25 protein-coding genes are annotated in these 22,642 nt (G+C 60.2%); 14 read left to right on the forward strand and 11 right to left on the reverse strand.

What is annotated here, in order from left to right; all coding sequences use genetic code 11:
* Positions 1-45 precede the first annotated feature (45 nt).
* Positions 46-1,527: a methyl-accepting chemotaxis protein gene (locus tag AC3WJW_RS22490; protein WP_493727451.1), complete on the reverse strand. Its 1,482-nt coding sequence runs from the start codon at positions 1,525-1,527 to the stop codon at positions 46-48.
* Between the two features lie 190 nt (positions 1,528-1,717).
* A complete protein-coding gene (locus AC3WJW_RS22495) occupies positions 1,718-2,533 on the reverse strand; it encodes a TatD family hydrolase (RefSeq protein ID WP_493727452.1) in 816 nt (271 codons plus the stop codon).
* 225 nt (positions 2,534-2,758) lie between these two features.
* Between AC3WJW_RS22495 and AC3WJW_RS22500 the strand changes: the two genes are divergently transcribed.
* From AC3WJW_RS22500 to AC3WJW_RS22510, 3 genes are all read left to right on the forward strand, one after another.
* The gene (locus AC3WJW_RS22500; protein WP_493727453.1) at positions 2,759-4,180 is read left to right on the forward strand and encodes an MltF family protein; all 1,422 of its coding nucleotides are present in this window, start codon (positions 2,759-2,761) and stop codon (positions 4,178-4,180) included.
* Positions 4,181-4,283: 103 nt separating this feature from the next.
* On the forward strand, positions 4,284-4,718 hold the full coding sequence (locus AC3WJW_RS22505; protein WP_493727454.1) for a DoxX family protein: 435 nt from the start codon (positions 4,284-4,286) through the stop codon (positions 4,716-4,718).
* A 248-nt stretch (positions 4,719-4,966) separates the two neighbouring features.
* Positions 4,967-5,275, forward strand: a complete 309-nt coding sequence (locus AC3WJW_RS22510) for a hypothetical protein (protein ID WP_007973571.1) — start codon at positions 4,967-4,969, stop codon at positions 5,273-5,275.
* A 3-nt stretch (positions 5,276-5,278) separates the two neighbouring features.
* Here AC3WJW_RS22510 and greB read toward each other — a convergent pair whose 3' ends face one another.
* From greB to AC3WJW_RS22525, 3 genes are read right to left on the reverse strand one after another with little or no spacing between them, the layout of a single operon-like run.
* Positions 5,279-5,776 carry a transcription elongation factor GreB gene (greB, locus tag AC3WJW_RS22515; RefSeq protein ID WP_007973570.1) on the reverse strand — a complete coding sequence of 166 codons (498 nt, stop codon included), beginning with the start codon at positions 5,774-5,776 and terminating at the stop codon, positions 5,279-5,281.
* A gap of 34 nt (positions 5,777-5,810) precedes the next feature.
* Positions 5,811-8,315, reverse strand: a complete 2,505-nt coding sequence (locus tag AC3WJW_RS22520; RefSeq protein ID WP_493727455.1) for an ABC transporter permease — start codon at positions 8,313-8,315, stop codon at positions 5,811-5,813.
* On the reverse strand, positions 8,315-8,998 hold the full coding sequence (locus AC3WJW_RS22525) for an ABC transporter ATP-binding protein (RefSeq protein WP_218479687.1): 684 nt from the start codon (positions 8,996-8,998) through the stop codon (positions 8,315-8,317). Before AC3WJW_RS22525 ends, AC3WJW_RS22520 begins: the two co-directional genes overlap by 1 nt.
* Positions 8,999-9,008: 10 nt before the next feature.
* On the opposite strand from AC3WJW_RS22525, the gene AC3WJW_RS22530 reads away from it, so the two are divergent.
* From AC3WJW_RS22530 to AC3WJW_RS22540, 3 genes are all read left to right on the forward strand, one after another.
* Positions 9,009-9,614, forward strand: coding sequence for an arylesterase (locus AC3WJW_RS22530; protein ID WP_007973565.1), 606 nt, complete (start codon positions 9,009-9,011; stop codon positions 9,612-9,614).
* Between the two features lie 56 nt (positions 9,615-9,670).
* Complete coding sequence (locus AC3WJW_RS22535; protein WP_003226812.1) at positions 9,671-9,964, forward strand: hypothetical protein; 294 nt, start codon at positions 9,671-9,673, stop codon at positions 9,962-9,964.
* Positions 9,965-10,630: 666 nt separating this feature from the next.
* Positions 10,631-11,605 carry a L,D-transpeptidase family protein gene (locus tag AC3WJW_RS22540; protein WP_493727456.1) on the forward strand — a complete coding sequence of 325 codons (975 nt, stop codon included), beginning with the start codon at positions 10,631-10,633 and terminating at the stop codon, positions 11,603-11,605.
* Positions 11,606-11,728: 123 nt separating this feature from the next.
* On the opposite strand, the gene oprI is transcribed toward AC3WJW_RS22540, so the two are convergent.
* Positions 11,729-11,980 (reverse strand): outer membrane lipoprotei OprI, encoded by a 252-nt coding sequence (gene oprI, locus AC3WJW_RS22545; RefSeq protein ID WP_003199355.1) that lies wholly within the window; start codon positions 11,978-11,980, stop codon positions 11,729-11,731.
* Positions 11,981-12,621: 641 nt separating this feature from the next.
* On the opposite strand from oprI, the gene AC3WJW_RS22550 reads away from it, so the two are divergent.
* Positions 12,622-12,909 (forward strand): GNAT family N-acetyltransferase, encoded by a 288-nt coding sequence (locus tag AC3WJW_RS22550; RefSeq protein ID WP_007973562.1) that lies wholly within the window; start codon positions 12,622-12,624, stop codon positions 12,907-12,909.
* Between the two features lie 85 nt (positions 12,910-12,994).
* Here the strand turns inward: AC3WJW_RS22550 and AC3WJW_RS22555 are convergent, their stop codons facing one another.
* Both AC3WJW_RS22555 and AC3WJW_RS22560 read right to left on the reverse strand, forming a co-directional pair.
* Positions 12,995-14,071, reverse strand: coding sequence for a 3-deoxy-7-phosphoheptulonate synthase (locus AC3WJW_RS22555; RefSeq protein WP_102700329.1), 1,077 nt, complete (start codon positions 14,069-14,071; stop codon positions 12,995-12,997).
* Positions 14,072-14,258: 187 nt separating this feature from the next.
* A complete protein-coding gene (locus tag AC3WJW_RS22560; RefSeq protein WP_493727457.1) occupies positions 14,259-14,702 on the reverse strand; it encodes a PilZ domain-containing protein in 444 nt (147 codons plus the stop codon).
* Here AC3WJW_RS22560 and AC3WJW_RS22565 point away from each other — a divergent pair.
* The 5 genes from AC3WJW_RS22565 to cysB all read left to right on the forward strand — a co-directional run bounded on the left by AC3WJW_RS22565 (position 14,701) and on the right by cysB (position 18,655).
* Complete coding sequence (locus AC3WJW_RS22565; protein ID WP_493727517.1) at positions 14,701-15,087, forward strand: thioredoxin family protein; 387 nt, start codon at positions 14,701-14,703, stop codon at positions 15,085-15,087. The two genes, AC3WJW_RS22560 and AC3WJW_RS22565, sit on opposite strands and share 2 nt — an antisense overlap.
* A complete protein-coding gene (locus AC3WJW_RS22570; protein WP_493727458.1) occupies positions 15,084-16,037 on the forward strand; it encodes a putative 2-dehydropantoate 2-reductase in 954 nt (317 codons plus the stop codon). The genes AC3WJW_RS22565 and AC3WJW_RS22570 overlap by 4 nt, the downstream gene beginning before the upstream one ends.
* Positions 16,038-16,062: 25 nt before the next feature.
* Positions 16,063-16,968, forward strand: a complete 906-nt coding sequence (locus tag AC3WJW_RS22575; RefSeq protein WP_493727459.1) for a 5'-nucleotidase — start codon at positions 16,063-16,065, stop codon at positions 16,966-16,968.
* Between the two features lie 95 nt (positions 16,969-17,063).
* On the forward strand, positions 17,064-17,567 hold the full coding sequence (locus AC3WJW_RS22580) for a universal stress protein (RefSeq protein WP_007973551.1): 504 nt from the start codon (positions 17,064-17,066) through the stop codon (positions 17,565-17,567).
* A 113-nt stretch (positions 17,568-17,680) separates the two neighbouring features.
* Positions 17,681-18,655, forward strand: a complete 975-nt coding sequence (cysB, locus tag AC3WJW_RS22585; RefSeq protein ID WP_015094029.1) for an HTH-type transcriptional regulator CysB — start codon at positions 17,681-17,683, stop codon at positions 18,653-18,655.
* A 6-nt stretch (positions 18,656-18,661) separates the two neighbouring features.
* Here the strand turns inward: cysB and AC3WJW_RS22590 are convergent, their stop codons facing one another.
* Positions 18,662-19,144: a GreA/GreB family elongation factor gene (locus AC3WJW_RS22590; RefSeq protein WP_015094030.1), complete on the reverse strand. Its 483-nt coding sequence runs from the start codon at positions 19,142-19,144 to the stop codon at positions 18,662-18,664.
* 2 nt (positions 19,145-19,146) lie between these two features.
* Positions 19,147-19,557, reverse strand: a complete 411-nt coding sequence (locus tag AC3WJW_RS22595; protein WP_493727460.1) for a hypothetical protein — start codon at positions 19,555-19,557, stop codon at positions 19,147-19,149.
* Between the two features lie 124 nt (positions 19,558-19,681).
* On the opposite strand from AC3WJW_RS22595, the gene earP reads away from it, so the two are divergent.
* Both earP and AC3WJW_RS22605 read left to right on the forward strand, forming a co-directional pair.
* Positions 19,682-20,824, forward strand: a complete 1,143-nt coding sequence (gene earP, locus AC3WJW_RS22600) for an elongation factor P maturation arginine rhamnosyltransferase EarP (protein WP_493727461.1) — start codon at positions 19,682-19,684, stop codon at positions 20,822-20,824.
* Positions 20,825-20,872: 48 nt separating this feature from the next.
* Positions 20,873-21,442, forward strand: coding sequence for an elongation factor P (locus tag AC3WJW_RS22605; RefSeq protein ID WP_007955690.1), 570 nt, complete (start codon positions 20,873-20,875; stop codon positions 21,440-21,442).
* Positions 21,443-21,596: 154 nt separating this feature from the next.
* Here AC3WJW_RS22605 and AC3WJW_RS22610 read toward each other — a convergent pair whose 3' ends face one another.
* The gene (locus tag AC3WJW_RS22610) at positions 21,597-22,610 is read right to left on the reverse strand and encodes an alpha/beta hydrolase (protein ID WP_493727462.1); all 1,014 of its coding nucleotides are present in this window, start codon (positions 22,608-22,610) and stop codon (positions 21,597-21,599) included.
* Positions 22,611-22,642 lie beyond the last annotated feature (32 nt).

A 22,642-nucleotide genomic window follows, 5' to 3' on the forward strand; every position in this document is an offset into this window, starting at 1 on the left:
GAATGCATTTCAACTGTGGGAGCGAGCCTGCTCGCGAAAGGGGCCTCAAAGTTTGAGCTGACCTATCGCCTTGCTCAACTCCCCGGCCAGCGCCGCCAGCTCATTGCTGGTAGTCGCCGAAGACACCGTCTGCTGCACCGTGTTCTCAGTCACGTCACGGATGCTCACCACCGCCCGGTTCATCTCTTCCGCGACCTGGCTCTGCTGCTCGGCCGCCACGGCGATCTGTGTGTTGCTTTCACGCATCTGTGCCACTGCGCCAGTGATTTCGGCCAGGGCTGCGCCGGCCTCTTGCGCTTGTCGTACGCAGTCATCGGCCTTGAACGAGCTCTCTTGCATGAAATCCACGGCGTCCCGCGTCCCGGCCTGCAACGCCGAGACCATGATCGTGATTTCGTCCGTGGAGGCCTGCACGCGTTTGGCGAGGTTACGTACTTCATCGGCGACTACCGCAAAGCCGCGCCCCATCTCGCCGGCCCGGGCCGCTTCGATGGCGGCGTTGAGCGCCAGCAGGTTGGTCTGTTCGGCGATGCTGTGAATCACGTTGACCACGCCGTTGATCTTCTGGCTGTCCTCGGCCAGGCGTTGAATCATCTCGGCGGTCTGCTGCACGCCGGTGGACAGCCCGGCAATCGAGCGCTGCACCCGCGTCACCACTTCCTGCCCGCTACCGGCGAGGGTATCGGCCGATTGTGAAAGGTCACGGGTGGCGCCCGCGTGCTGGGCGATGTGATAGACCGTGGCGGTCATTTCATTGATCGCCGTGGCGGCCTGATCGGTTTCGCTTTGCTGACCGAGCATGCCGTGGCGCACTTCATTCATGCTCGCCGCCAGCCGCGCGGCGCCGGTGTCCAGTTGACGGGCGGTGCTGGCGACGGTGTTGACCACTCGTTGATAACCGGCCTGCATGGCGTTGAAGGCGTTGGCCATCTGCCCGACTTCGTCGCTGCAAGCCAATGGCACGCGGGCCGACAGGTCGCCGGTTTTCTCCACGTGCAACATGACGTCTTTCAAGGTGTTGAGCTGGCTGAGCAGAAAGCGGATCAACAACTGCGATGCGCCGAGCATGGCCAGCATCAGGATGAACACCGCCACCGCGTAGTGGGCGAAGCGCTCGCCGAACACCTGGCTCAGGCTTGGACCGTGGGCGATCACGGCGACCCGCTGCCCGTCGGCGCGCGCGAATACTTCGGCGCCCATCAACGGGTTGTCACCGAACAGCGGCATCACGTTGATCTCGACCCAGCCGTTTGCATTGATGAGCTCGGGAATGGGTTGTTCAAACAGCGAAGGTGCTTGTCCGCGATTGAATGTCAGCAGGTTATCGATTTTGGGCAGAGGTTGCCCGGCGGGCCAGGCTTCGAGCAATCGCGCCTGGGCCTGGGCCGAAGCCTGGGACGCGTGACTGCGGGCCTGCTGCTCAAGCTGCACCGCGTACAGCACCAACAACAGGGTGGTGACGAAGGCGACGGCGTTGACCGCCCAGAATTTGTATTTCAGCGAGATATTGCTAAGCCAGGCACCCATGGAGGTCTTCTCTGATAGCGGAAACAGTTTTGGCAAGGTGCCATCATTGTGCCGCTACTCAGGTGGCTGGTTCTTGATGCAGATCAATTTCAAACCTGTGGGAGCGAGCTTGCTCGCGATTGCGGTTTGTCAGTCACATCCGTACCGAATGTGTTGCCGCCATCGCGAGCAAGCTCGCTCCCACAGGGATTTATGGTGAACAGGAGATCAATGGCAGGCCATAAAACGCGCGTGCACAGGCTGTGGTGTGTGCCGCCAGGTCCTCCTGGCTTTCTCCGCGATGCAGTGCCACTTCGCGCAATACTTCGGTCAGGTAGGCCGGCTCGTTTCGCCCGTTTTTCGGCTTGGGGCGCAGGCTGCGCGGCAGCAGGTACGGTGCATCGCTTTCGAGCATCAGGCGTCCGCGCTTGATCTCCTTGACCAGCGGATGCAAATGCGTGCCCCGGCGCTCGTCGCAGATCCAGCCGGTAATGCCGATGTGCAAGTCGAGGTCGAGGTAGCTGAACAGCGCCTTCTGCTCCCCGGTGAAACAGTGCACCACCGCGGCCGGCAATTGGTCGCGGAAGTCGCGCAGGATCTCCAGCAAACGCTGGCTGGCGTCACGTTCGTGCAGAAAAACCGGCAGCTGCAATTCGACGGCCAAGGCCAGATGTTCTTCGAGGACCTTTTCCTGCTGCGGGCGCGGCGAGAAATCACGGTTGAAATCCAGCCCGCATTCACCCACGGCCACCACATTCGGTTCGTTGAGCAAGCTGCGCAGACGGCGGGCGCTGTCGGCGTTCCAGTCGCTGGCGCAGTGAGGGTGAATACCGGCGGTGGCAAACAGGCGCTGATTGCTTGCGTCCAGTTGCTGGCACAGCTCAAGGGCCTGTTCGCTGCCCTCGACACTGGTGCCGGTCAGCACCAGTTGGCACACGCCGGCCGCGTAGGCGCGGTCGAGTACGGCCTGGTGTTTGTCGGCAAAACTGGCGTTGGTCAGGTTGACGCCGATATCGATGAGTTGCATGGTGCTACCTCGGCTCAAAGGCCGGAAAGCATATCAGAGCCGTGGATTTATAAGAAAAGCCAAGAACTACAACGGGTTAACGCTGTCTCTTGAGCCGCGGACCAGGCTGGGTTGGTAGTTTTGCCATCATTGTGCCAGTCTTTCGCACGTTGTCAGCGCCCTGGGCGCCCTGTTTTTGTCGCCGCGCTTCATTGAAGCGGCCCCCGTATTCTTTCCGGAGAGTGGATGATTCGTCCCTCGGTTTTGCTACTGCTGTGTTGTTCGCTGCTATTGCCGATGACGGCGGTCGCGCGTCTGCCCGGGCCGCTGCAAGCCGTACCGGCCAGCGAGGTGCGCGACCTGGCGCAGATCCGCAGCAGTCGTGTGCTGCGGGTGCTGGTCAACCAGAGTCGCAACAGTTCCGGCGAAGTCCAGGGGCAGGCGATCGGGGTTGAATACCATCGCCTGAGAGCGTTCGAGCAATACCTCAACGGCCACGCCCGTGACGGTCAGGAAATCACCCTCAAGATCATTCCCAAGGCCAAGGATCAACTGCTCGGCGCCTTGCAGCGCGGGGAGGGCGATCTGGTGGCGCCAGGCGAGTTGCTCGATCTGCAACCGGGCTTCGCCGTCAGCACCAGTGAGCCGGTTGCCAGCAACATCCCGTTGGTCCTGGTGGGCATCAAGGGCGAACGTCGCTACACCCGGCTTGAACAGCTCTCCGGCAAGACCCTGGCGCTACCCGCCGGCAGCGCCGCCGGGGATGCCGTCAGCCAGATCAATCAAAAGCTCGCCCTGCACAAACTGCCACCGGTCAACGTCGAGTGGGTCGATCCGAGCCTTGCTGTCGAGGACGTACTGGAGATGGTCCAGGGCGGTATCTTTCACCTGACCATCGTCGAGCAGCCGATTGCCGAACGCTGGGGCAAGATCCTGCCCAAGCTGCGTTTCGACAAGCAGGTCGTCATCAGTGAGCCGGGCGAAGAGTTCTGGTTCGTGCGCCGCGATGCGTCGATGCTGCGGGCCAGCATTAATCGCTTCCTCACCGTCTACAAAAAACCATCGGATCAGGACGCTGCATTCCTGCGCATCTATCGTCGTCTCTATCAAGTGCACTATCCACTGGCCAAGGCGGACCGGCAGCGCCTGGAAAAACTGCGCCCGGTGCTGCAGAAACACGCCGATGCCCAAGGCATGGACTGGCTGAACCTGGCGGCGCTGGCCTTCAAGGAGTCAGCGTTGCAGCCCACCGCCCGCAGTGGCGGCAGCCCGACCGGCCTGATGCAGATCACGCCTTCTGCGGCGCAGCGGGTGGGGGTCAGCAATATTCAGGACGTAGACGGCAATGTGCAGGCCGGTGCCAAGTACCTGGCGATGATCCGGCGCAAGTTCTTTGCCAGCCCGAAACTCAACGAGCGCGAACGCATGGCCTTCGTGCTGGCGGCCTACAACATCGGACCGGAGCGGGTTCAGGGCATGCGCACCGAAGCCCGGCGGCGAGGCTTGAATCCCAACCAGTGGTTCTTCCAGGTCGAACGCGTGGCCATGGAGCAGGTGGGGATGGGGCCCGTCAGCTATGTTAATAGCGTGAACAAGTATTACTTGGCGTTCGACCGGGAGCGGGAGTCGTTGGAGCCCCAGGGACAAAAGGTTGTTTCTCGCAAATGATCAACTAATCTGATTGTAATGGTGGGTTTTTTACGCTTTTAACATGTGATTTATTGATTAATATGGCGACCAACCAACACACACTGACAAGGAATGAAACAGCATGAGCACTCTGATCAACAAGGTACTGTTTACCCGCGCCGGCTACGGCCTGACCGTTCTGCGCATCGTGGTCGGCATTGTTTTCTCCGCTCACGGCGCGCAAAAACTCTTCGGGGCATTCGGTGGTTATGGTCTGGCCGGAACCGCGCAGTACATGGAAAGCCTCGGATTGACGCCGGGTTACCTGATGGCGGCACTGGCGGGCGGCACCGAATTCTTCGCCGGCCTGGCGCTGATCATCGGCCTGCTGGTTCGCCCGGCTGCATTGGGCTTGATCTTCCTGTCGCTGGTCGCGATTTTCACGGTGCACATCAGCAACGGTCTGTTCATGGCCAACAACGGATATGAATTCGCCCTGGCCCTGCTCGGTGGCAGTATCGCGGTATTGATCGAAGGTGCGGGCAAACTCTCGGCGGACCGTGTCATCGCCGGTTGACCGCTCTGGCTCAACAAAAAAGGCCCGCATCATGCGGGCCTTTTTTGTTGAGCGTCATTCTTGACACTGTCCAGTCAGCTTCTCTAGGATGTTGCTCATGCGCCGATTTAAACAGCTACTTGCGGGGCGCCAGGTGACTCATCCAGTTGCCGATAGAAGCCGGAACAGGCTTCGAAATACCGCTAAAGCGCTGGTTCGGTGTTGCCTCTCACCTGCCATGCAGACTTTTGAGGCAGAGACACGACACAATGAATGCACTAAACCCGGTTGTACGTCCCGCGCCGATCACGGCACATCTCACCCAGCGCAATCCAAAAATCCTGCTTGGCGGCAAACATCAGCCGACGCTCTTGCGTTATCTCGATGGCTGGCCCCGTCGTACCGGCGGTCCCGCTGCCTTTCTGATCCAGTTTGTCGAAGACGGTGAGTCGCTCGCGCGTTTCGCCGACGACAGTTTTGATCTGGCAGTGATTCAATCCCCCAGCCTCGAAGACGCTCCCGAGGTGATCAGGCAACTGACCCGCGTTGCCCGGCAAGGGCTGATCACCCGCCCTTGAGTTTTACGGGTAGTCGATCGCCACGATATAAACACATTGCTCACCGGTCGGTGTCTGGACCCGGACTTCGGCGTCCAGTGCCTTGCCGATCAGGGCTCGGGCCAATGGCGAGTCAATGCTGATCAGGCCTTGTTTGAGGTCCAGTTCATCCGGCCCGACAATGCGGTAGCGCGACTCCTTGCCATCCTCATCCTCGATCGTGACCCAGGCGCCGAAATAGACCTTGTTGGGATCGCTGGGTTTTTCGCTGACAACCTTGAGCGCTTCCAGGCGTTTGGTGAGAAAACGCACGCGGCTGTCGATCTCTCGCAGCATCTTTTTGCCGTAGGTGTACTCGGCGTTCTCCGAGCGATCACCCTGTGCCGCGGCTTCGCTGACAGCCTGGGTCACCTGGGGGCGACGCACATGCCACAGCTCATGGAATTCGGCGCGCATCCGCGCTTCACCCTCGGGGGTGATCAGCGCGGTGCCGGCGGTGCGGGGAGGGCGGTAACGGCTCATGGCAACTTCTTGTGGTGGAGACGGCTGGAGTCTATCAACCCTCGCGCAAGACTGTCAGCGGGCTGGCGTTCAATGCCCGACGGGTGCCGAACACCCCGGCACCGCCGATCAGCACCGCGCCCAGCAGTGGCAGCAGCAACAGCCAGGGATGCGGATGCCATGGCAGGTCAAAGGCATAACGGTAGAGCACCAGGCTCACCAGTTCCGAGCCCAATGCCGCCAGCAAACCGCTGACCGCCCCCAGCAAACCGAACTCGATGCGTCGCGCCTTGACCAGCAGTTGCCGTTCAGCCCCCAGTGCGCGCAGCAGCGCGCCCTGGCGAATGCGTTCGTCCAGTGTCGCCTGCAGGCCGGAAAACAGCACCGCCATCCCCGCCGCCAACACAAACAGCAATACGTACTCCACCGCCAGGGTGACCTGGGCGAGGATGCTGCGCAGTTGTTCCAGCAAGGCTTCGACCTGCAGGATCGTCACCGCCGGGAAGGCTCTGGACAGGTCGACGATCTGTTGGTCATGACCCGGTGCCAGATAGAAGCTGGTCAGGTAAGTCGCCGGCAGATCCTTGAGGGTGCCGGGTTGGAAGATCATGAAAAAGTTCGGCTGGAAGTTGTCCCAGTTGATCTCCCGCAGGCTGGTGACCTTCGCCTCGCGATTGACCCCGCCCACGCTGAAGACCAGGTGGTCGCCGAGCTTGAGTTTCAGGCTTTCAGCGACCTTGCCTTCCACCGACACGCCGGGAACATCGTCTGGCGTTTGTTCGTTCCACCAATTGCCCGCCGTGAGCTTGTTGCCCTCCGGCAGGTCCGCGGCCCAGGTCAGGCTCAGGTCGCGCTGGATCGCCCGGTCGCCGGCTGATTCCTTGGTGACGATCTGCTGCACCGGTTCGCCGTTGATACTGATCAAGCGCCCCGGCACCACCGGGTACAAGGGTGCCGATTTTGCCGACACGGCGATCAGGTGATCGGTGAAGGCCTGTTTATCCGCAGGCAGGATGTTCAGGGCGAAGTAATTGGGGGCGTTTTTCGGCAGCTGGTTCTGCCAGGTATCCAGCAGTTCGCCGCGCAGCAGTGCAATCAGCGCCATCGACAGCAGGATCAGGCCGAACGCCAGGGACTGGCCCGCGGCAGCGAGCGGATGACGTAGCAATTGCCCGAGTCCCAGGCGCCAGGGCAAGGACGCACGCGCGAGCAAGCGCCGCAGACTCTTCAACAGCAGCAGTAACAAGCCGCCCAGCACCAGCGCTGCAATCACGCCACCGCCGAGCAGGGCAAAGGTCAGCACCAGGTCCAGGCTCAGGCGCCACATGATCAGGGCGAGGGCGCCCAGCGCTGCACCGTAGACCATCCAGGTGCTGGAAGGGATTGGCAGCATGTCCCGGCGCAGCACGCGCAATGGCGGAACCCGGCCCAGCGCCGCCAGCGGCGGCAGGGCGAAACCGGCCAGGGCCACCAGTCCGGTGCCGATCCCGGCGACGGCCGGAAACAGTCCGCCCGGAGGTACGTCGGTCGGCAGCAAGTCGTGCAGCAGGGCAAACAACCCCAGCTGCGCGAGCCAGCCGAGGAGGGCGCCGCTGATGCTGGCCAGCAACCCGAGCACAGTCAGTTGCAGGCTGAACAAGACCAGGGTTTCCCGGCGCGACAGTCCGAGGCAGCGCAGCAAGGCACTGGCATCGAATCGGCGGGTGGCGAAGCGGGTCGCCGACAACGCCACCGCCACGCCGGACAGCAACACTGCCACCAGGCTGGCCATGTTCAGGTAGCGTTCGGCCTTGCCCAGGGCGCCGCCGATCTGCCGGTTGCCATCCCGGGCGTCCTGCAAGCGCTGGTTGGCGGCGAGTCCCGGTTTGATCAGTTGCCGATACGTCTCGAGTGCCTGGGCATTGCCTCGCCATAATTCGCGATAGCTGACCCGGCTGCCGGGTTGCACCACGCCGGTTGCCTCAAGGTCGCCGAGATTGATCAGCACCCGCGGCGTCAGACTGTAGAAATTGCCGGCGCGGTCGGGTTCGTACGTCAGCACCCGCGCCAGTTTCAAGGTTTTCATGCCGACATCGATGCTGTCGCCGATCTTCAGGTCCAGGGCGGTCAGCAGGCGTGCCTCGACCCAGGCTTCACCGGGTAGCGGTCCGCCACCGGCGCTTTCCGTGGCGAACGGGGCGGACGCGCTTTTCAGTTCGCCGCGTAGCGGGTAGGTGTCATCGGCCGCCTTGATGCTGGACAACTGGATGCCGTTGTCGGTGGCGATAACGCTGGAAAACTCCACCACCTGCGCATGTTGCAGTCCCAGCTCGGTGCCGCTTCTTATCTGTTCGGGGCGTGCGGGCGAACTGCCTTCGAGGAGCAGGTCGGCGCCGAGAAACTCAGTGGCGCGCAGCATCATGGCGCCATTCAGGCGGGCGCCGAAATAGCCAATGGCAGTGCTCGCGGCCACGGCCACCAGCAAGGCAAAAAACAATACGCGCAATTCACCGGCGCGGGCGTCGCGCAGCAATTGGCGGATGGCGAGACTGAACAGGCGCAACAGCGGCAGGCGTACCATCAAGGCTCCACAGGGGCGACCAGCAGGCCGGCTTCAAGACGGATCAGGCGCCGGCACCGATGGGCCAGGCGTTCATCGTGGGTCACCAGCACCAGGGTCGTGCCGCGTTCCTTGTTGAGTTCGAACAGCAGGTCGCTGATGCGCTCGCCGGTGTGGCTGTCGAGGTTGCCGGTCGGTTCGTCGGCGAACAGCACATCGGGTTCGGCGGCAAACGCGCGGGCAATCGCCACGCGTTGTTGCTCGCCCCCGGAGAGCTGGCGCGGCGAATGCGTCAGGCGTTGGCCCAGGCCTACACGTTGGAGCAATTGGGTGGCGCGTTCGCGGGCGTCTTTGCGACCATCGAGTTCCAGCGGCAGCATGACGTTTTCCAGGGCATTGAGACTGTCGAGCAGCTGAAACGATTGAAAGACAAAACCCACGTGCTCGGCGCGGATGCGCGCACGCTGGTCCTCATCGAGGTTGCTCAGGCCTTGCCCGGCGAGGGTGACTTCGCCGCTGCTCGGCAGGTCGAGACCGGCGAGCAGGCCCAGCAGGGTGGATTTGCCGGAACCGGAAGCGCCGACGATGGCCAGGCTGTCGCCCTTGTTCAGTTCCAGGCTGAGTTCGTGCAGGATGGTCAGTTCACCTTCCGCGCTGGGAACCACTTTGCTAAGGTCCTTCGCGATGAGAATGCTTGCGCCCATGGAGAGTCCGATGCGTGTCTGGTTTTTGAGTGCTGGCCTGGCCTTGATGTGCATGGCCCAAAACGCAGCGGCGGGTACAGTCCTGATCGTTGGCGATAGTATCAGCGCCGGTTTCGGGCTGGATACCCGGCTGGGGTGGGTGTCGCTGCTTGAACAGCGTCTCAGGCGCGAAGGTTTTGACGACAAGGTGATCAATGCGTCCATCAGTGGCGACACCAGTGCCGGAGGCCAGGCGCGCCTGCCCGCGCTGCTTGCAGAGCATAAACCGGAACTGGTGATCCTCGAGTTGGGGGGGAATGACGGCCTGCGCGGCTTGCTGCCAACTCAATTGCAACAAAATCTTGCCTCGATGATCGACAGCTCCCGGGCCAGCGGTGCCAAGGTGCTGTTGCTCGGCATGCAATTGCCACCCAATTACGGTGCGCGATACACCAAGGCGTTCGCCGAGGTCTACAGCAACCTGGCCGATGAGAAAAAGATCCCGCTGGTGCCGTTTTTCCTCGATGGCGTGGGCGGTCATCCGGAGTTGATGCAGGCCGATGGCATACACCCGGCGGCCGGGGCCCAGGACAAGTTGCTGGAAAATGTCTGGCCTACTCTAAAACCGCTGTTATGACACTTTTCTAGACGCAGGCTTTCGGCTAAGGTGGCGCCCCCGATTTGGAGCCCCCGATGCCGCGTCCCGCCTGGTCACTCTTTGCCTATCAACTGATCGAGCCTGACGAACAGCTGGATCTGTTCGCCTGCCAGGAAGTGCGGGTGCATCTGGTGACCCGTCAGCTGGAGTTGGGCGGCTCGGCCGACCGGACCCTGTGCGGCAGCCTGTTGCCGGCGCAACCGCGCTGGTCGAGTGTTGATCGCCGGGTGTTTCAGGATCAGCGGCTGTGTTCGTTGTGCCGGGCGATTCTTGAGTCGCAGAAGCGGGGGACGTCGCCGATCTGGCCTGAATTGCGGTTTGAGCTTTGATCCGTAGTTGTGCGCTTGTCTTTTACTGACTGTGTACATATCCGTTTTTTAGGTAACGGCGGCTTATGGTTTCGCCCTTACGGCGACTCCCTTTTTTACAAGCGCCTAAAAAAGGAAGCAAAAAACGCTCGCCCCGAACGTACGGCCCCTCGCTGAGGCTCGGGGTACCTTCGCTGCGGTATTCATCCGGGGGCATTGCCCTCCGGTCGGCTTCGCTTCGACCTACATGCAATGAGTTCGACTGCGTCGAACGGCGCTGCGCGCCCATCCCCGGATGAACACCTCCGCTCAGCCTGCCGAGGGGGCGGGTGGATCAAGATCAAGAGCTGCAGGCGAGCTAACGCTCGGCCTGTTGGATGGTGGGGCTGTATGTGGGCCGACCAATCTCTTTCGGCTAAACGCATTCCCCCTGTAGGAGCTGCCGAAGGCTGCGATCTTTTGATCTTGATCTTGATATTGCGCCTCTTCGACATTGTCACAAATCAAAATCAAAAGATCGCAGCCTGCGGCAGCTCCTACAGGGAAACACGCACGCATCAGGACCACGTTCCGAGTGGCCATTACCGCCTTGCATTGCCTGCAATCGGGCCATCTCCCCGAAATAACGGACGGCAGTGTACAATCGCGTTCTTATACCCTCTGTTGATCATGCGAAGGATTTTCCGGATGTTGCCGCGCTTTCCTGCCGTCACCCGCTGCCTGACTCTTGCCGCCCTTTTTGTGGCCGGTCCTGTTGCAGCATTGGAGTTTCCCCTGCCACCGCCCGGTGAGGACATCATCGGCCAGGTGCAGGTGATCAAGGCCAAGTACGAAGACACGTTCGCCGACCTTGGTACTGCCTATGACCTGGGCTACACGGAAATGGTCGCGGCCAACCCGGGTGTCGATGCATGGTTGCCGGGCGCCGGCACGGAAATCATTCTGCCGACCCGCTTCATCCTGCCACCAGGCCCGCGTGAAGGCATCGTGATCAACCTGGCCGAGTACCGTCTCTACTACTTCCCGAAAGGCAAGAACGTGGTGTACACGTTCCCGCTGGGCATCGGTCGTGAAGGCTGGGGCTCGCCGATTGCCCACACCAGCATCACCGCCAAGACGCCTAACCCGACCTGGACGCCTCCGGCCTCGATCAAGGCCGAGCACGCGGCAGACGGTGATCCGCTGCCCAACGTCGTGCCGGCAGGCCCAGACAACCCGCTGGGCCCGTTCAAGTTCACCCTGGGCACACCGGGCTACCTGATCCACGGTTCGAACAAGAAATTCGGTATCGGCATGCGCACCAGCCACGGTTGCTTCCGCATGTTCAACAACAACGTGCTGGAAATGGCCGGCATGGTGCCGGTCGGTACCTCGGTACGGATCATCAACGACCCGTACAAGTTCGGCATGAGTGGCGGCAAGGTCTATCTGGAGGCGCATACGCCGCTGGACGACAAGGGCAACCCGTCGGTGGTCGACAAGCACACAGCGGTCATCAATGCGATGCTCAAGCGTGAAGACATCACCAACAACCTGCGCATGAACTGGGATGTGGTGCGGGACGTGGTGGCCGCTGAAGACGGCCTGCCGGTAGAGATCGCTGTGCCGGGCAACGGCGTCGCGCCGATGGTGTCGAGCACGCCGATCGATCCGCTGCAGTAACGCGGGTCAGGAGCCCGTCGACGCAAGCCGCGTCGACGGGTTTTTTATTGCCTGGAGAAACGTCGGGCAATAAAAAAGCCGACCCAAAAAATGGGTCGGCTTGATAACAATCCCGAAGGATTATTACTTGCGGCTAGCTTTGTCCAGCATGCGCAGAGCACGCTCGTTAGCTTCGTCAGCAGTCTGTTGTGCTTTTTGAGCAGCAGCCAGAGCTTCATCAGCTTTACGGTAAGCTTCGTCTGCACGAGCCTGGGAGCGAGCAGCTGCGTCTTCAGTAGCGGTCAGACGTGCTTCGGTTTCTTTCGATGCGCTGCTGCAACCGGTAGCCAGAACTGCGGCCAGAGCCAGAGCAGAGAATTTCAGAACGTTGTTCATCGTGTTCCCCTTCAAGGACTTTCTATTAAGTAGCTATCTCCTCCGATTGAGGAAATAGCCGGCGTACATACTACCCATTACTTGTAGTAAGTAAAACTGACGTGAAGCAAGAAGCAAAAAAAATTGTAGGCGTTGATTCTTTTTCGAGCAACTTTTAACTGAACTGTTTAAAAAATATCCAGCTGCAAGGCCCGTGGCTGAGCGAACTGCCGAGAAAAAGTTCCTTCGGCACAGCGCTCTTTTTCCCCGGCTGGCTAAAGTCCGCCTATATGGATTCGTCTACACTTTTGTTCGGCTTTTGCGTGGCGCCTCTCACTATCTTTCTCGATGTTCAGGTGACTTTAACAACGGGCGCTCGTCTTAAGTCTCAACATCCGGCAATGTTCAGGCTATCGACCCGGAGTGACCTTCGGTCGAGCCATTCCTGCGTGATTACGGAGCAGCACCCGCCAACCGGCATGATGACGAGCGCACCTTGAGCATTTCTGCCAATGGTGCCTACTATTTGTACGTGCTCGGTAGCGCGAGATCGGTGCGGTTCTTCTCGGTGTCCATTCAGGCACGGGGTGGCGTAGATGTTCCTTCGCCGGAAAAACATCGGTAAGGTAGGGGTCGGAATTCCAGACCCGCGAGGAGTAGTGATGAGCGAGGCGTTGTCCATCCACCATGACCAGGCTGGTCATCAGTTCGAGACCAATGTGGACGGTCATCGTGCCTATCTGACCTATATGGATCTGGGGAAACAGACCCTGGATATCTATCGCACCTTCGTGCCCAACGCATTGCGTGGTCGCGGTATTGCGGCAGCCTTGACCGAGAAGGCGCTGGAGTACGCTGACGAAATGGGCTACACCGTCATTCCATCGTGCTCCTACGTCGAGCGCTACATGGAGCGTCACCAGCGGCATGCGGCCAAGCTGAGTCAGTGACCTTCAGTCAATCGAATGCACAAAAAAACGCCGGGTTCTACCCGGCGTTTTTTTGTGTGCGCTTTTTGATCAGGCCGACAGGCGATCAGCTGCGATCGCGTTTCGGCAGCACATCCTTGAGCTTGGCATGCATGCTGCGCAAGGTGTTTTCGGTCGCGGTCCAGTCGATGCAGGCGTCGGTGATCGACACGCCGTACTGCAGGTCGGCGAGGTCTTTCGGGATCGCCTGGGCACCCCAGTTCAGGTGGCTTTCAACCATCAGGCCGATGATCGACTTGTTGCCTTCGAGGATCTGGTTGGCGACATTCTCCATCACCAGCGGTTGCAGGGCCGGATCCTTGTTGGAGTTGGCGTGGCTGCAATCGACCATGATGTTCGGCTTGATCTTCGCCTTGTTCAGTGCCTGCTCGCAAAGCGCAACGCTGACCGAGTCATAGTTCGGCTTGCCGTTGCCGCCACGCAGCACCACGTGACCGTAGGCGTTGCCCTTGGTCGTCACGATGGAGACGCCACCTTCCTGGTTGATGCCCAGGAAGCGGTGCGGGCTGGAAACCGACTGCAGGGCGTTGATCGCCACCGTCAGGCCGCCATCGGTACCGTTCTTGAAGCCGACGGCCGAGGACAGGCCGGACGCCATTTCACGGTGAGTCTGGGATTCGGTGGTGCGCGCGCCGATGGCCGACCAGCTGATCAGGTCCTGCAGGTACTGCGGGGAGATCGGGTCGAGGGCTTCGGTGGCGGTTGGCAGGCCTTTTTCGGCCAGGTCCAGCAGCAACTGGCGACCGATGTGCAAGCCATCCTGGATCTTGAACGAGTCGTCCAGGTACGGGTCGTTGATCAAGCCTTTCCAGCCGACGGTGGTACGTGGCTTCTCGAAATACACGCGCATGACCAGATACAGGGTATCGGACACGTCGGCAGCGAGAACCTTCAGGCGCTCGGCATATTCGTGGGCGGCCTTGATGTCGTGGATCGAGCAAGGCCCGATGACGACGAACAGGCGGTGGTCGGTGCCATCCAGGATGTTGCGAATGACTTCGCGGCCCTTGGTGACGGTGCGCAGTGCGGCGTCGCTCAGGGGAATATCGCGCTTGAGCTGATCGGGAGTGATCAGCGTCTCGTTGGAGGCGACGTTTAGGTCGTTGATCGGTAAATCAGCCATCGTTTACTCGTCAGGTCACGGGTGCCGGCCGCCAGCGAACCCGCGCGGCGGAGCACAGCAAATTAAGCGCGTCGGGGAGCCGAACCTTAGCGCGTTACACCGTGGCTCGACAATGGGCAGACGCCGGTTTGGTGGGCTTTCGCAGTCAGTTTCCCTGCCGTGAGGGGCAAACCGATCAAGTACGCCCCTATTCCGGCACAGGTTGCGCAAAAGCCTTGCGCACCGATTCGTGGGAGAACTCGTCGGCATGCTCCTGGACCCATTCGAGCGCCAGGGCCTGAACATCCTGCAAGTCTTCGTGGGACTCATGCAGGCGGCAGTAGCGTTCGATCTGGCACACCTGCTCACCCATTCGGGCGCTGAACAGCGTTTGTTCGTCAACGAAGGCGATGCCCACCAGATAACCGCGTTTGCGCCGCAGGCACCAGGCGACATAGCCCAGATAGCGCATGTCCGGATTAAAGGTCGGCATGCGTACTTCCAGTGCCGTGCCGTAGCGCCACGCGCGGTGATAATTGCAAGCCATGCCCCCGAGGCTGATAGTGTGCAGCTGCCGTCGCGAAATACACTCAGGTTTCAGCAACGTTAATTCGACGGGCACATCGTCAGGGTGAGGAATGAATCGTCCCATGAACACAGACTCCATGTGTCGGCCATCTGACATTGTTCTCCCCAGTATAGTGGTCGAATTGGAACTGACCGATTTTGACGCCGACCAACGGCTGCTGGCGATGAGCGGTGTTTCACTGGTCATTTTCACCAGTGTCGGCTGCGCCAGCTGCCGTTTTGCCCGCGAGCAATTGCCGACACTCGATCTGGCCGTCGATCGACTGTGCTGGATCGATGCTGGCAATAACGGCGGGGTGGTCGAGCGTTATCAGGTCTTTCATTTGCCGGCGCTGTTTGTCGTTCGCGACGGCGAGTTTTTCGGAGCACTGAAATCGCGCCTGACCGCCACAGAGCTCAATCGAGCCGTGCGCCAGGCGTTGAGTCGAACAGCAGAGGAGTTGCCATGATGGGGACAGTTGCCAGGCCGACAATCGGCATTATCGGGACCGGCGCAATCGGCGGTTTCTACGGGGTGATGCTGGCGCGTGCCGGTTTTGATGTGCATTTTCTGCTGCGCAGCGAGTTTTCCGCCGTGGCCGAGCACGGGTTGCAAGTCGATAGCGCGCCCCACGGTGCGCTGAAGCTGAATCCGGTACAGGCTTACTCGAAGGCTGAAGACATGCCGCCCTGCGACTGGCTGCTGGTGGGCGCGAAAACCACCAGCAACGCAGATCTGGCACCGGCCATCCTGCAGGCGGCGGCACCGAATGCCAAAGTACTGTTGTTGCAGAATGGTCTGGACGTGGAAGACAGCCTGCGCGAGTTGCTCCCCGATTCGCTGCATGTGCTCGGCGGACTCTGCTACATCTGCGTCCATCGCGAGGCGCCGGGCGTCATCACCCATCAGGCGCTGGGTGCGGTGCACGTGGGTTATCACAGCGGTCCCGCCGACGAGCCGACACGCACTGCGATAGTCGAGGAGGGCGTCGGTCTGTTCCGCGGTGCCGGCCTCGATTCCCAGGCCATGGCGAATTTGCATCAGGCGCGCTGGCAAAAACTGGTCTGGAATATCCCTTACAACGGTCTCTCGGTTTTGCTCGGGGCGAGCACCACACCGTTGATGGCCGATGCCGACAGTCGCGAACTGATCAAGGCGCTGATGGCAGAAGTGGTGCAAGGCGCAATTGCCTGCGGGCACGATGTACCGGCAGGGTATGCCGAGCACCTGTTCATGGTGACCGAAAAAATGCCCGACTACTGGCCGAGCATGTACCACGATTTCCTGCACAAGCGGCCGCTGGAACTGTCGGCGATCTACGCTCGACCACTGGCGGCCGCCAGGGCCGCGGGATGTGAAATGCCGCGCATCGAGGCTTTGTATCGCAGCTTGAGTTTCATTGATCGACGCAACACCTGAGTCGACCGACCTGAGGGGGAAGGGCATGCCAAAGGCAATTGACGACAAGCTGGTGCTGGCGATTTCTTCGCGGGCGCTGTTTGATTTGAGCGAAAGCCACAAGGTCTATCTGTCGAGCGGCGTTGAAGCCTACCGGCAATATCAGATCGAACACGAAGACGAAATCCTTTCGCCCGGCGATGCTTTTCCATTGGTGCAGAAACTCCTGAACCTCAACAATAGCCTGGGCCGCGCCCGGGTCGAGGTGATTCTGGTGTCGCGCAACAGCGCCGACACCGGGCTGCGGGTATTCAATTCGATCGACCACTACGGACTGGCGATTTCCCGTGCGGCATTTGTCGGCGGACGTAGTCCGTATCCCTACCTCAAGGCCTTTGACTGTGATCTGTTTCTCTCGACCCACGCCGAAGACGTACGCAATGCCCTGGACGCCGGATTCGCCGCGGCGACCATTCTGTCTGGCGGTGCCAGCCGTGCGGCCAGCGACGAGCTGCGCATTGCCTTCGACGGAGACGCGGTGCTGTTTTCCGATGAGTCGGAGCGCATTTATCAGGCCGGTGGTCTGGAGGCATTCCAGGCCAGCGAGCGTGAGGCTGCTCGCGAGCCGTTGCGCGGTGGGCCGTTCAAGGGCTTTCTCGCGGCCCTGAACCTGTTGCAACGCGAGTTCCCGGAGGACGCCTGTCCGATCCGTACCGCGCTGGTCACGGCGCGCTCGGCGCCCGCCCATGAGCGGGTGATTCGCACGTTGCGCGAGTGGGACATCCGTCTCGACGAATCGCTGTTCCTCGGCGGCCTGACCAAGTCCGCCTTTCTCGAAGCCTTCGCCGCCGATGTGTTTTTCGATGATCAGGCCGGCCACTGCGAATTGGCCCGTGAAGTCGTCGCCACCGGTCATGTGCCCCATGGCATAAGCAACGAGCAAAAGGTTTAAGCCCGCCGTTCAATGTGTTGCGCCGGACGTCGTAGTCGCCAAGGCACTGCTAAGCTGAATCAAATCTCCGCCATGTTGGCAGTCGAGGAGGTCATATGATTCGTTCGATGCTGTACGCCACTGACCTTGGCCTGTACGCGCCTGTGGTGATGCAGCATGCCCTGGAGCTGGCCCGCACCTTCAATGCCAATTTGTACGTCGTGCATGCGGTGGAGCCCATGGGGTTGTTTGCCGAATCGGTTCTGCAAAGTTATCTCGATGAACAGGCGCTGAACGAGTTTCACAGCCAGGGCCTGAATACGGTGATTGCCAGTATCGAGCAGCGGGTGCTCGACAGTTTTCGTGAGGAACTGGGGGATGAAGGGGAGCACGATCTGGAGCGGATTCAGGCAGTAAGGGTGCTGCAGGGCGACCCATCGCAGGTGATTCTGGACCAGGCGCAGAAACTCTCCGTGGATTTGTTGATCGTAGGAAGTCACAGCCACGGTGCGGGTGCGGAAACGCCTTTGGGCCGGACCGCCGCCCGTGTGTTGCAACTGTCCAAGGTGCCGGTCTATCTGGTGCCGCTGGTGCAACGTCGTCGTCAAGGGGACCGCTAGGACACGAATAATGGCAATCTGATAAAAAAGTTCTAGATTTATTCTTCGAGCCATTAATATAGTTATATATCGTCGCTGATGCCCGTGGCGTCTACCTGCTTTGAGGGATTCATATGAAGCTTCAACAATTGCGCTACATCTGGGAAGTGGCGCACCACGACCTCAACGTTTCCGCTACAGCCCAAAGCCTTTACACCTCTCAACCGGGCATCAGCAAACAGATCCGTCTGCTGGAAGATGAACTGGGCGTCGAAGTCTTTGCCCGCAGCGGCAAGCACTTGACCCGGGTCACCCCGGCCGGTGAGCGCATCATCACCACCGCTGGCGAGATCCTGCGCAAGGTTGAAAGCATCAAGCAGATCGCCCAGGAATTCTCCAACGAGAAGAAAGGCACCCTGTCGATTGCCACCACTCACACCCAGGCACGTTATGCGTTGCCGCCGGTGATCAGCAATTTCATCAAGCAATACCCGGATGTTGCCCTGCATATGCACCAGGGATCGCCGATGCAAATCGCCGAAATGGCCGCTGATGGCACCGTGGATTTCGCCATTGCCACCGAAGCGCTCGAACTGTTCGGCGATCTGGTGATGATGCCGTGCTACCGCTGGAACCGCTGCGTGGTCGTGCCTCAGGGCCACCCGCTGACCAAACTGTCGAAACTGACCCTCGAAGCGCTGGCCGAATACCCGATCGTGACCTACGTGTTCGGTTTTACCGGCCGTTCGAAACTCGACGAAGCGTTCAGCCATCGAGGCCTGACGCCGAAAGTGGTGTTCACCGCCGCCGACGCCGACGTGATCAAGACCTATGTTCGCCTGGGCCTGGGCGTGGGCATCGTGGCGAAAATGGCCGTCGACACCAAACTCGACAGCGACCTGGTCGTACTTGATGCCAGCGAACTGTTCGAGTCCAGCGTGACCAAGATCGGCTTCCGTCGCGGCACCTTCCTGCGTGGCTTCATGTGCGACTTCATCGAGAAGTTCGCGCCGCACCTGACCCGCGAAGTCATGGCCAAGGCCATTCAATGCCACAACAAGCAGGAACTGGAAGAGCTGTTCGAAGGTGTCGAACTGCCAGTCCATTAAGCCCGTTTAAACGACCTCGGTGACAGCGAACTGTTGCCGGGCGCCCGCCACCGTAATTTCCACCTCGTCACCCTCGAACTTGCCCAGCAGGCTTTTGCCCAGCGGTGAGCGCGGGGTGATGACGGTGATCAGTTGCCCTACCAGGTCGACTTTCAACCCGGCTGCATCAGGGGCGAGGAACAGCCATTGTTCGCGCCCCTTTTCGTCTTCGAGCCCGAGCAGCGCGCCTACTTCGATGCCCCGCTGTTCGTCATACGGGCGCAGGGCCAGGTTCTGGCAGAGGCTCAGTGACTGGCGGATTTCCTCGACCCTTTTGGCTTGCCCGGCCGCGAGATAGGACGCTTCCAGCCCCAGGGTGTCGTACTTGTTCTCGGCGATGTTTTCTTCATGGGTTGCCGTTTCGTAGGCGGTTTGCGCCGCCCGTTCGGCGATGTCGAGATCGATCTGCAGCTTGTCGAGAATCAGTTGGTGGACGGTGTGCTTATTCATGATCAATCGCAGAATTGCAGGACGTTGGCGCGGCTTTTTTCGCTGGGTGCAGTCCGGTCCTGTTGCAGCCAGAACTGACAGTTCGGGTTGGCCAGGTTGCGAGTGCTGCTGCGTGCCTGATCGAGCCGTTGTGCCTGCTCGTTCTTGCGCAGGTTTTCTTCATACTGCTCGAACAGCGGGCTCTGTGGCGGGATGTCCGGCATCGGTTGAGTCGCCACCGGTGGTTTGGCCAATTGCTCCACAGCGGCCGCCACGGGTGCCAATTGTTCGCTGAAAAGCAGGCGTGAAGCGAGCCAGCAGGTCAGCACAATGGCAATGAATCCCAGCCACATGCCGAGGGCGATGCTGCCGGTCAGTTGCAGGGCATTGAGGCTGATCGGGAAGGATCGGCGCGGAGCGGGGCGGTGGGGCATGGTTGCCTCCTGGCGAAAGGTCACTGGCGAGCGGCGATTGTCGCATGAAGAATAATCGTCGTCGGCTCTTCTGCGCAGGGTAATTTATGCGGACAATCGGCGCCTTTGCCAACGGGAGCCTGGAATGCCTGAACTGAAAACCCGCTGGGATATTTTTTGCACCGTGGTCGACAACTTCGGCGACATTGGCGTGACCTGGCGACTGGCCCGGCAACTGGTGGCCGAACATGGGCTGGCGGTGCGTCTATGGGTCGATGATCTGCGAGCGTTCGAGCGCCTGTGTCCGCAAATCGATATCCACGCTGCACAGCAATGGCAGCAAGGCGTCGAAGTGCGCCAATGGCCAGCCGAGTGGCAACGGACCGAAGCCGCCGATGTGGTGATTGCTGCATTTGCCTGCCAATTGCCGAGCGCCTACATGGACGCCTTGGTCGAACGGGAAAAGACTCCGCTGTGGATGAACCTCGACTACCTGAGTGCCGAGGACTGGGTGACCGGCTGTCACGGTTTGCCCTCGGTGAAGTACAAAAGCGTACAGAAGTTCTTTTTCTTCCCGGGTTTCCAGAAGGGCACTGGCGGATTGTTGCGTGAGCGCGGGTTGCTTGAGCGTCGTCGGCAATTTCAGCAGGACCCGCAAGCCCAAAGAGAATTCCTGCACGGTTTAGGGATTGATCCTGCACCCGGCGCGCAGTTGATCTCATTGTTTGCCTACGAAAACACCGGTCTGGCCAGTTGGCTCGATGCGATGGCTGGCGATTCGAAGGCCACTCACCTGCTGGTGCCGGAAGGGCGGATTCTCGGCGACGTCGAGCGTTGGCTCGGTGTGCAGGGCTTGGCGGCCGGTGCCTTGCATGTGCGTGACGCCTTGACCGTGCAAGTGCTGCCATTCGTCCGCCAGGACCAATACGACGGGTTGCTGTGGTGCTGCGATTTCAATGCCGTGCGTGGCGAAGATTCCTTTGTGCGCGCTCAATGGGCGGGCCGGCCATTTCTCTGGCACATCTACCGGCAGGAGGAAGATATCCATCTGGACAAGCTCGAGGCCTTCCTCGAACTCTATGTGAAGGGGCTATCGGACCCGGCGCGGGAGGCGATCAGCGGTCTCTGGCGGGCCTGGAACGCCGGTGAAAAAATGCCCGACCACTGGCAATCCACCCGTAAACACTGGCCAGAGCTGGAAAAACACGCCGAGGCGTGGTGTCTGGAACAGGCCTTGCAGGCCGATCTTGCCACGGCGCTGGTACAGTTTTATGGAAATTGGATATGATACGCGGCCTAGATTTTTGTAAATCCCATCCAAATTCGGATATTCGCAATGAAAACTGGTAAAGAACTCAAACCCGGTACCGTGATCCGTATCGACAACGATCCTTGGCTGGTTCAGAAAGCTGAATTCACCAAGTCCGGTCGTAACAGCGCGATCATGAAGACCAAGCTGAAGAACCTGCTGACCGGCTACAAGACCGAAACCGTATACGGTGCGGACGACAAGCTGGACGACGTGATCCTCGACCGCAAGGAAGCGACCCTGTCCTTCATCAGCGGCGACTCCTACACGTTCATGGACACCACTGACTACACCATGTACGAGCTGAACGCCGAAGACATCGAAAGCGTTCTGCCATTCGTGGAAGAAGGCATGACCGACGTTTGCGAAGCCGTGTTCTTCGAAGGCCGTCTGGTTTCCGTAGAGCTGCCGACCACCATCGTGCGTCAGGTTGACTACACCGAAGGTTCCGCTCGCGGCGACACTTCCGGCAAGGTCATGAAGCCTGCCAAACTGAAGAACGGTACCGAGCTGTCGGTTGCTGACTTCATCGAAATCGGCGACATGATCGAGATCGATACCCGCGAAGGCGGTTCCTACAAAGGCCGTGCCAAATAAGCACAGCTTGAGGAATGAAAAAGCCCGACCATTGAGTCGGGCTTTTTTGTGCCTGGAGGATCAAAGGATCGCAGCCTGCGACAGCTCCTACAGGTTTGATGTTGCGATGAACACCATCAAGGTAGGAGCTGCCGCAGGCTGCGATCTTTTGCTTCTATTTCAGGTGTTGCTTGAGCTCTTCAGACGCCTGCAACATCGCCGAACGCACCGCTGGCACCTGGCTCACCACGTTGAGCAGACCGTAGTCGTGGATCATGCCGTTGTAGCGCACCGAGGTCACCGGCACGCCGGCTTCATCGAGTTTGCGGGCGTAGGCTTCGCCTTCGTCGCGCAACACGTCGGCACCGGCGGTCTGTACCAGCGCTGGCGGCAATCCTTTCAACTGGGCAGTGGTGGCGCGCAGAGGTGAGGCGTAGATCTCGTTACGCTGGTTGGCGTCGGTGGTGTAGTTGTCCCAGAACCACTTCATCGCATTTTTGCTGAGGAAGTGCCCTTCGGCAAACTGGTTGTAGGACGCGGTTTCGAAGTTGGCATCCGTCACCGGCCACAGCAACACCTGGAACTTGATCGCCGGGGTTCCCTTGTCCTTGGCCATCAGTGCAACCACGGCTGCCATGTTGCCGCCGACACTGTTGCCGGCTACCGCCAGGCGCTTGCCATCGACGTTGATCTCTTTGCCGTGCTCGGCCACCCATTTTGTCGCGGCGTAAGCCTGGTTGATCGCTACCGGATAATGGGCTTCTGGCGACGGCGTGTAGTTCACGAACACGGCCGCTGCCCCCGAACCCGTCACCAGGTCACGCACCAGCCGCTCGTGGGTCGGGAAGTCCCCCAGTACCCAGCCGCCGCCGTGGAAGAACATGAACACGGGCAGCTCACCCTTGACCCCGGCCGGCCGGACGATGGTCAGGTTCAGCGGTTGGCCGTCGACTTGAATGGTCTTCTGGCTGACATCGGCTTTTGGCAGTGTCAGTTTCACCCCTGCCTGCGCGCCCGTCAGCACGGCGCGGGCGTCTTTCGGGCTGAGTTGTTCAAGCGGCTTGCCGGTACCGGCATTCAGCACATCGAGGAACGCCTGGGTGTTGTGTTCAACCCCATCACTTGCGAACGCACCGTTGATCGACAGAGCGAGAAGGGTACCGGTCAAGACTTTGCTGAAAGTGTTCATGTTCGTTTCCTGTTCGGGCCTGGGTAGTCGGC

Source organism: Pseudomonas sp. GW821-FHT07G06, assembly GCF_058986625.1.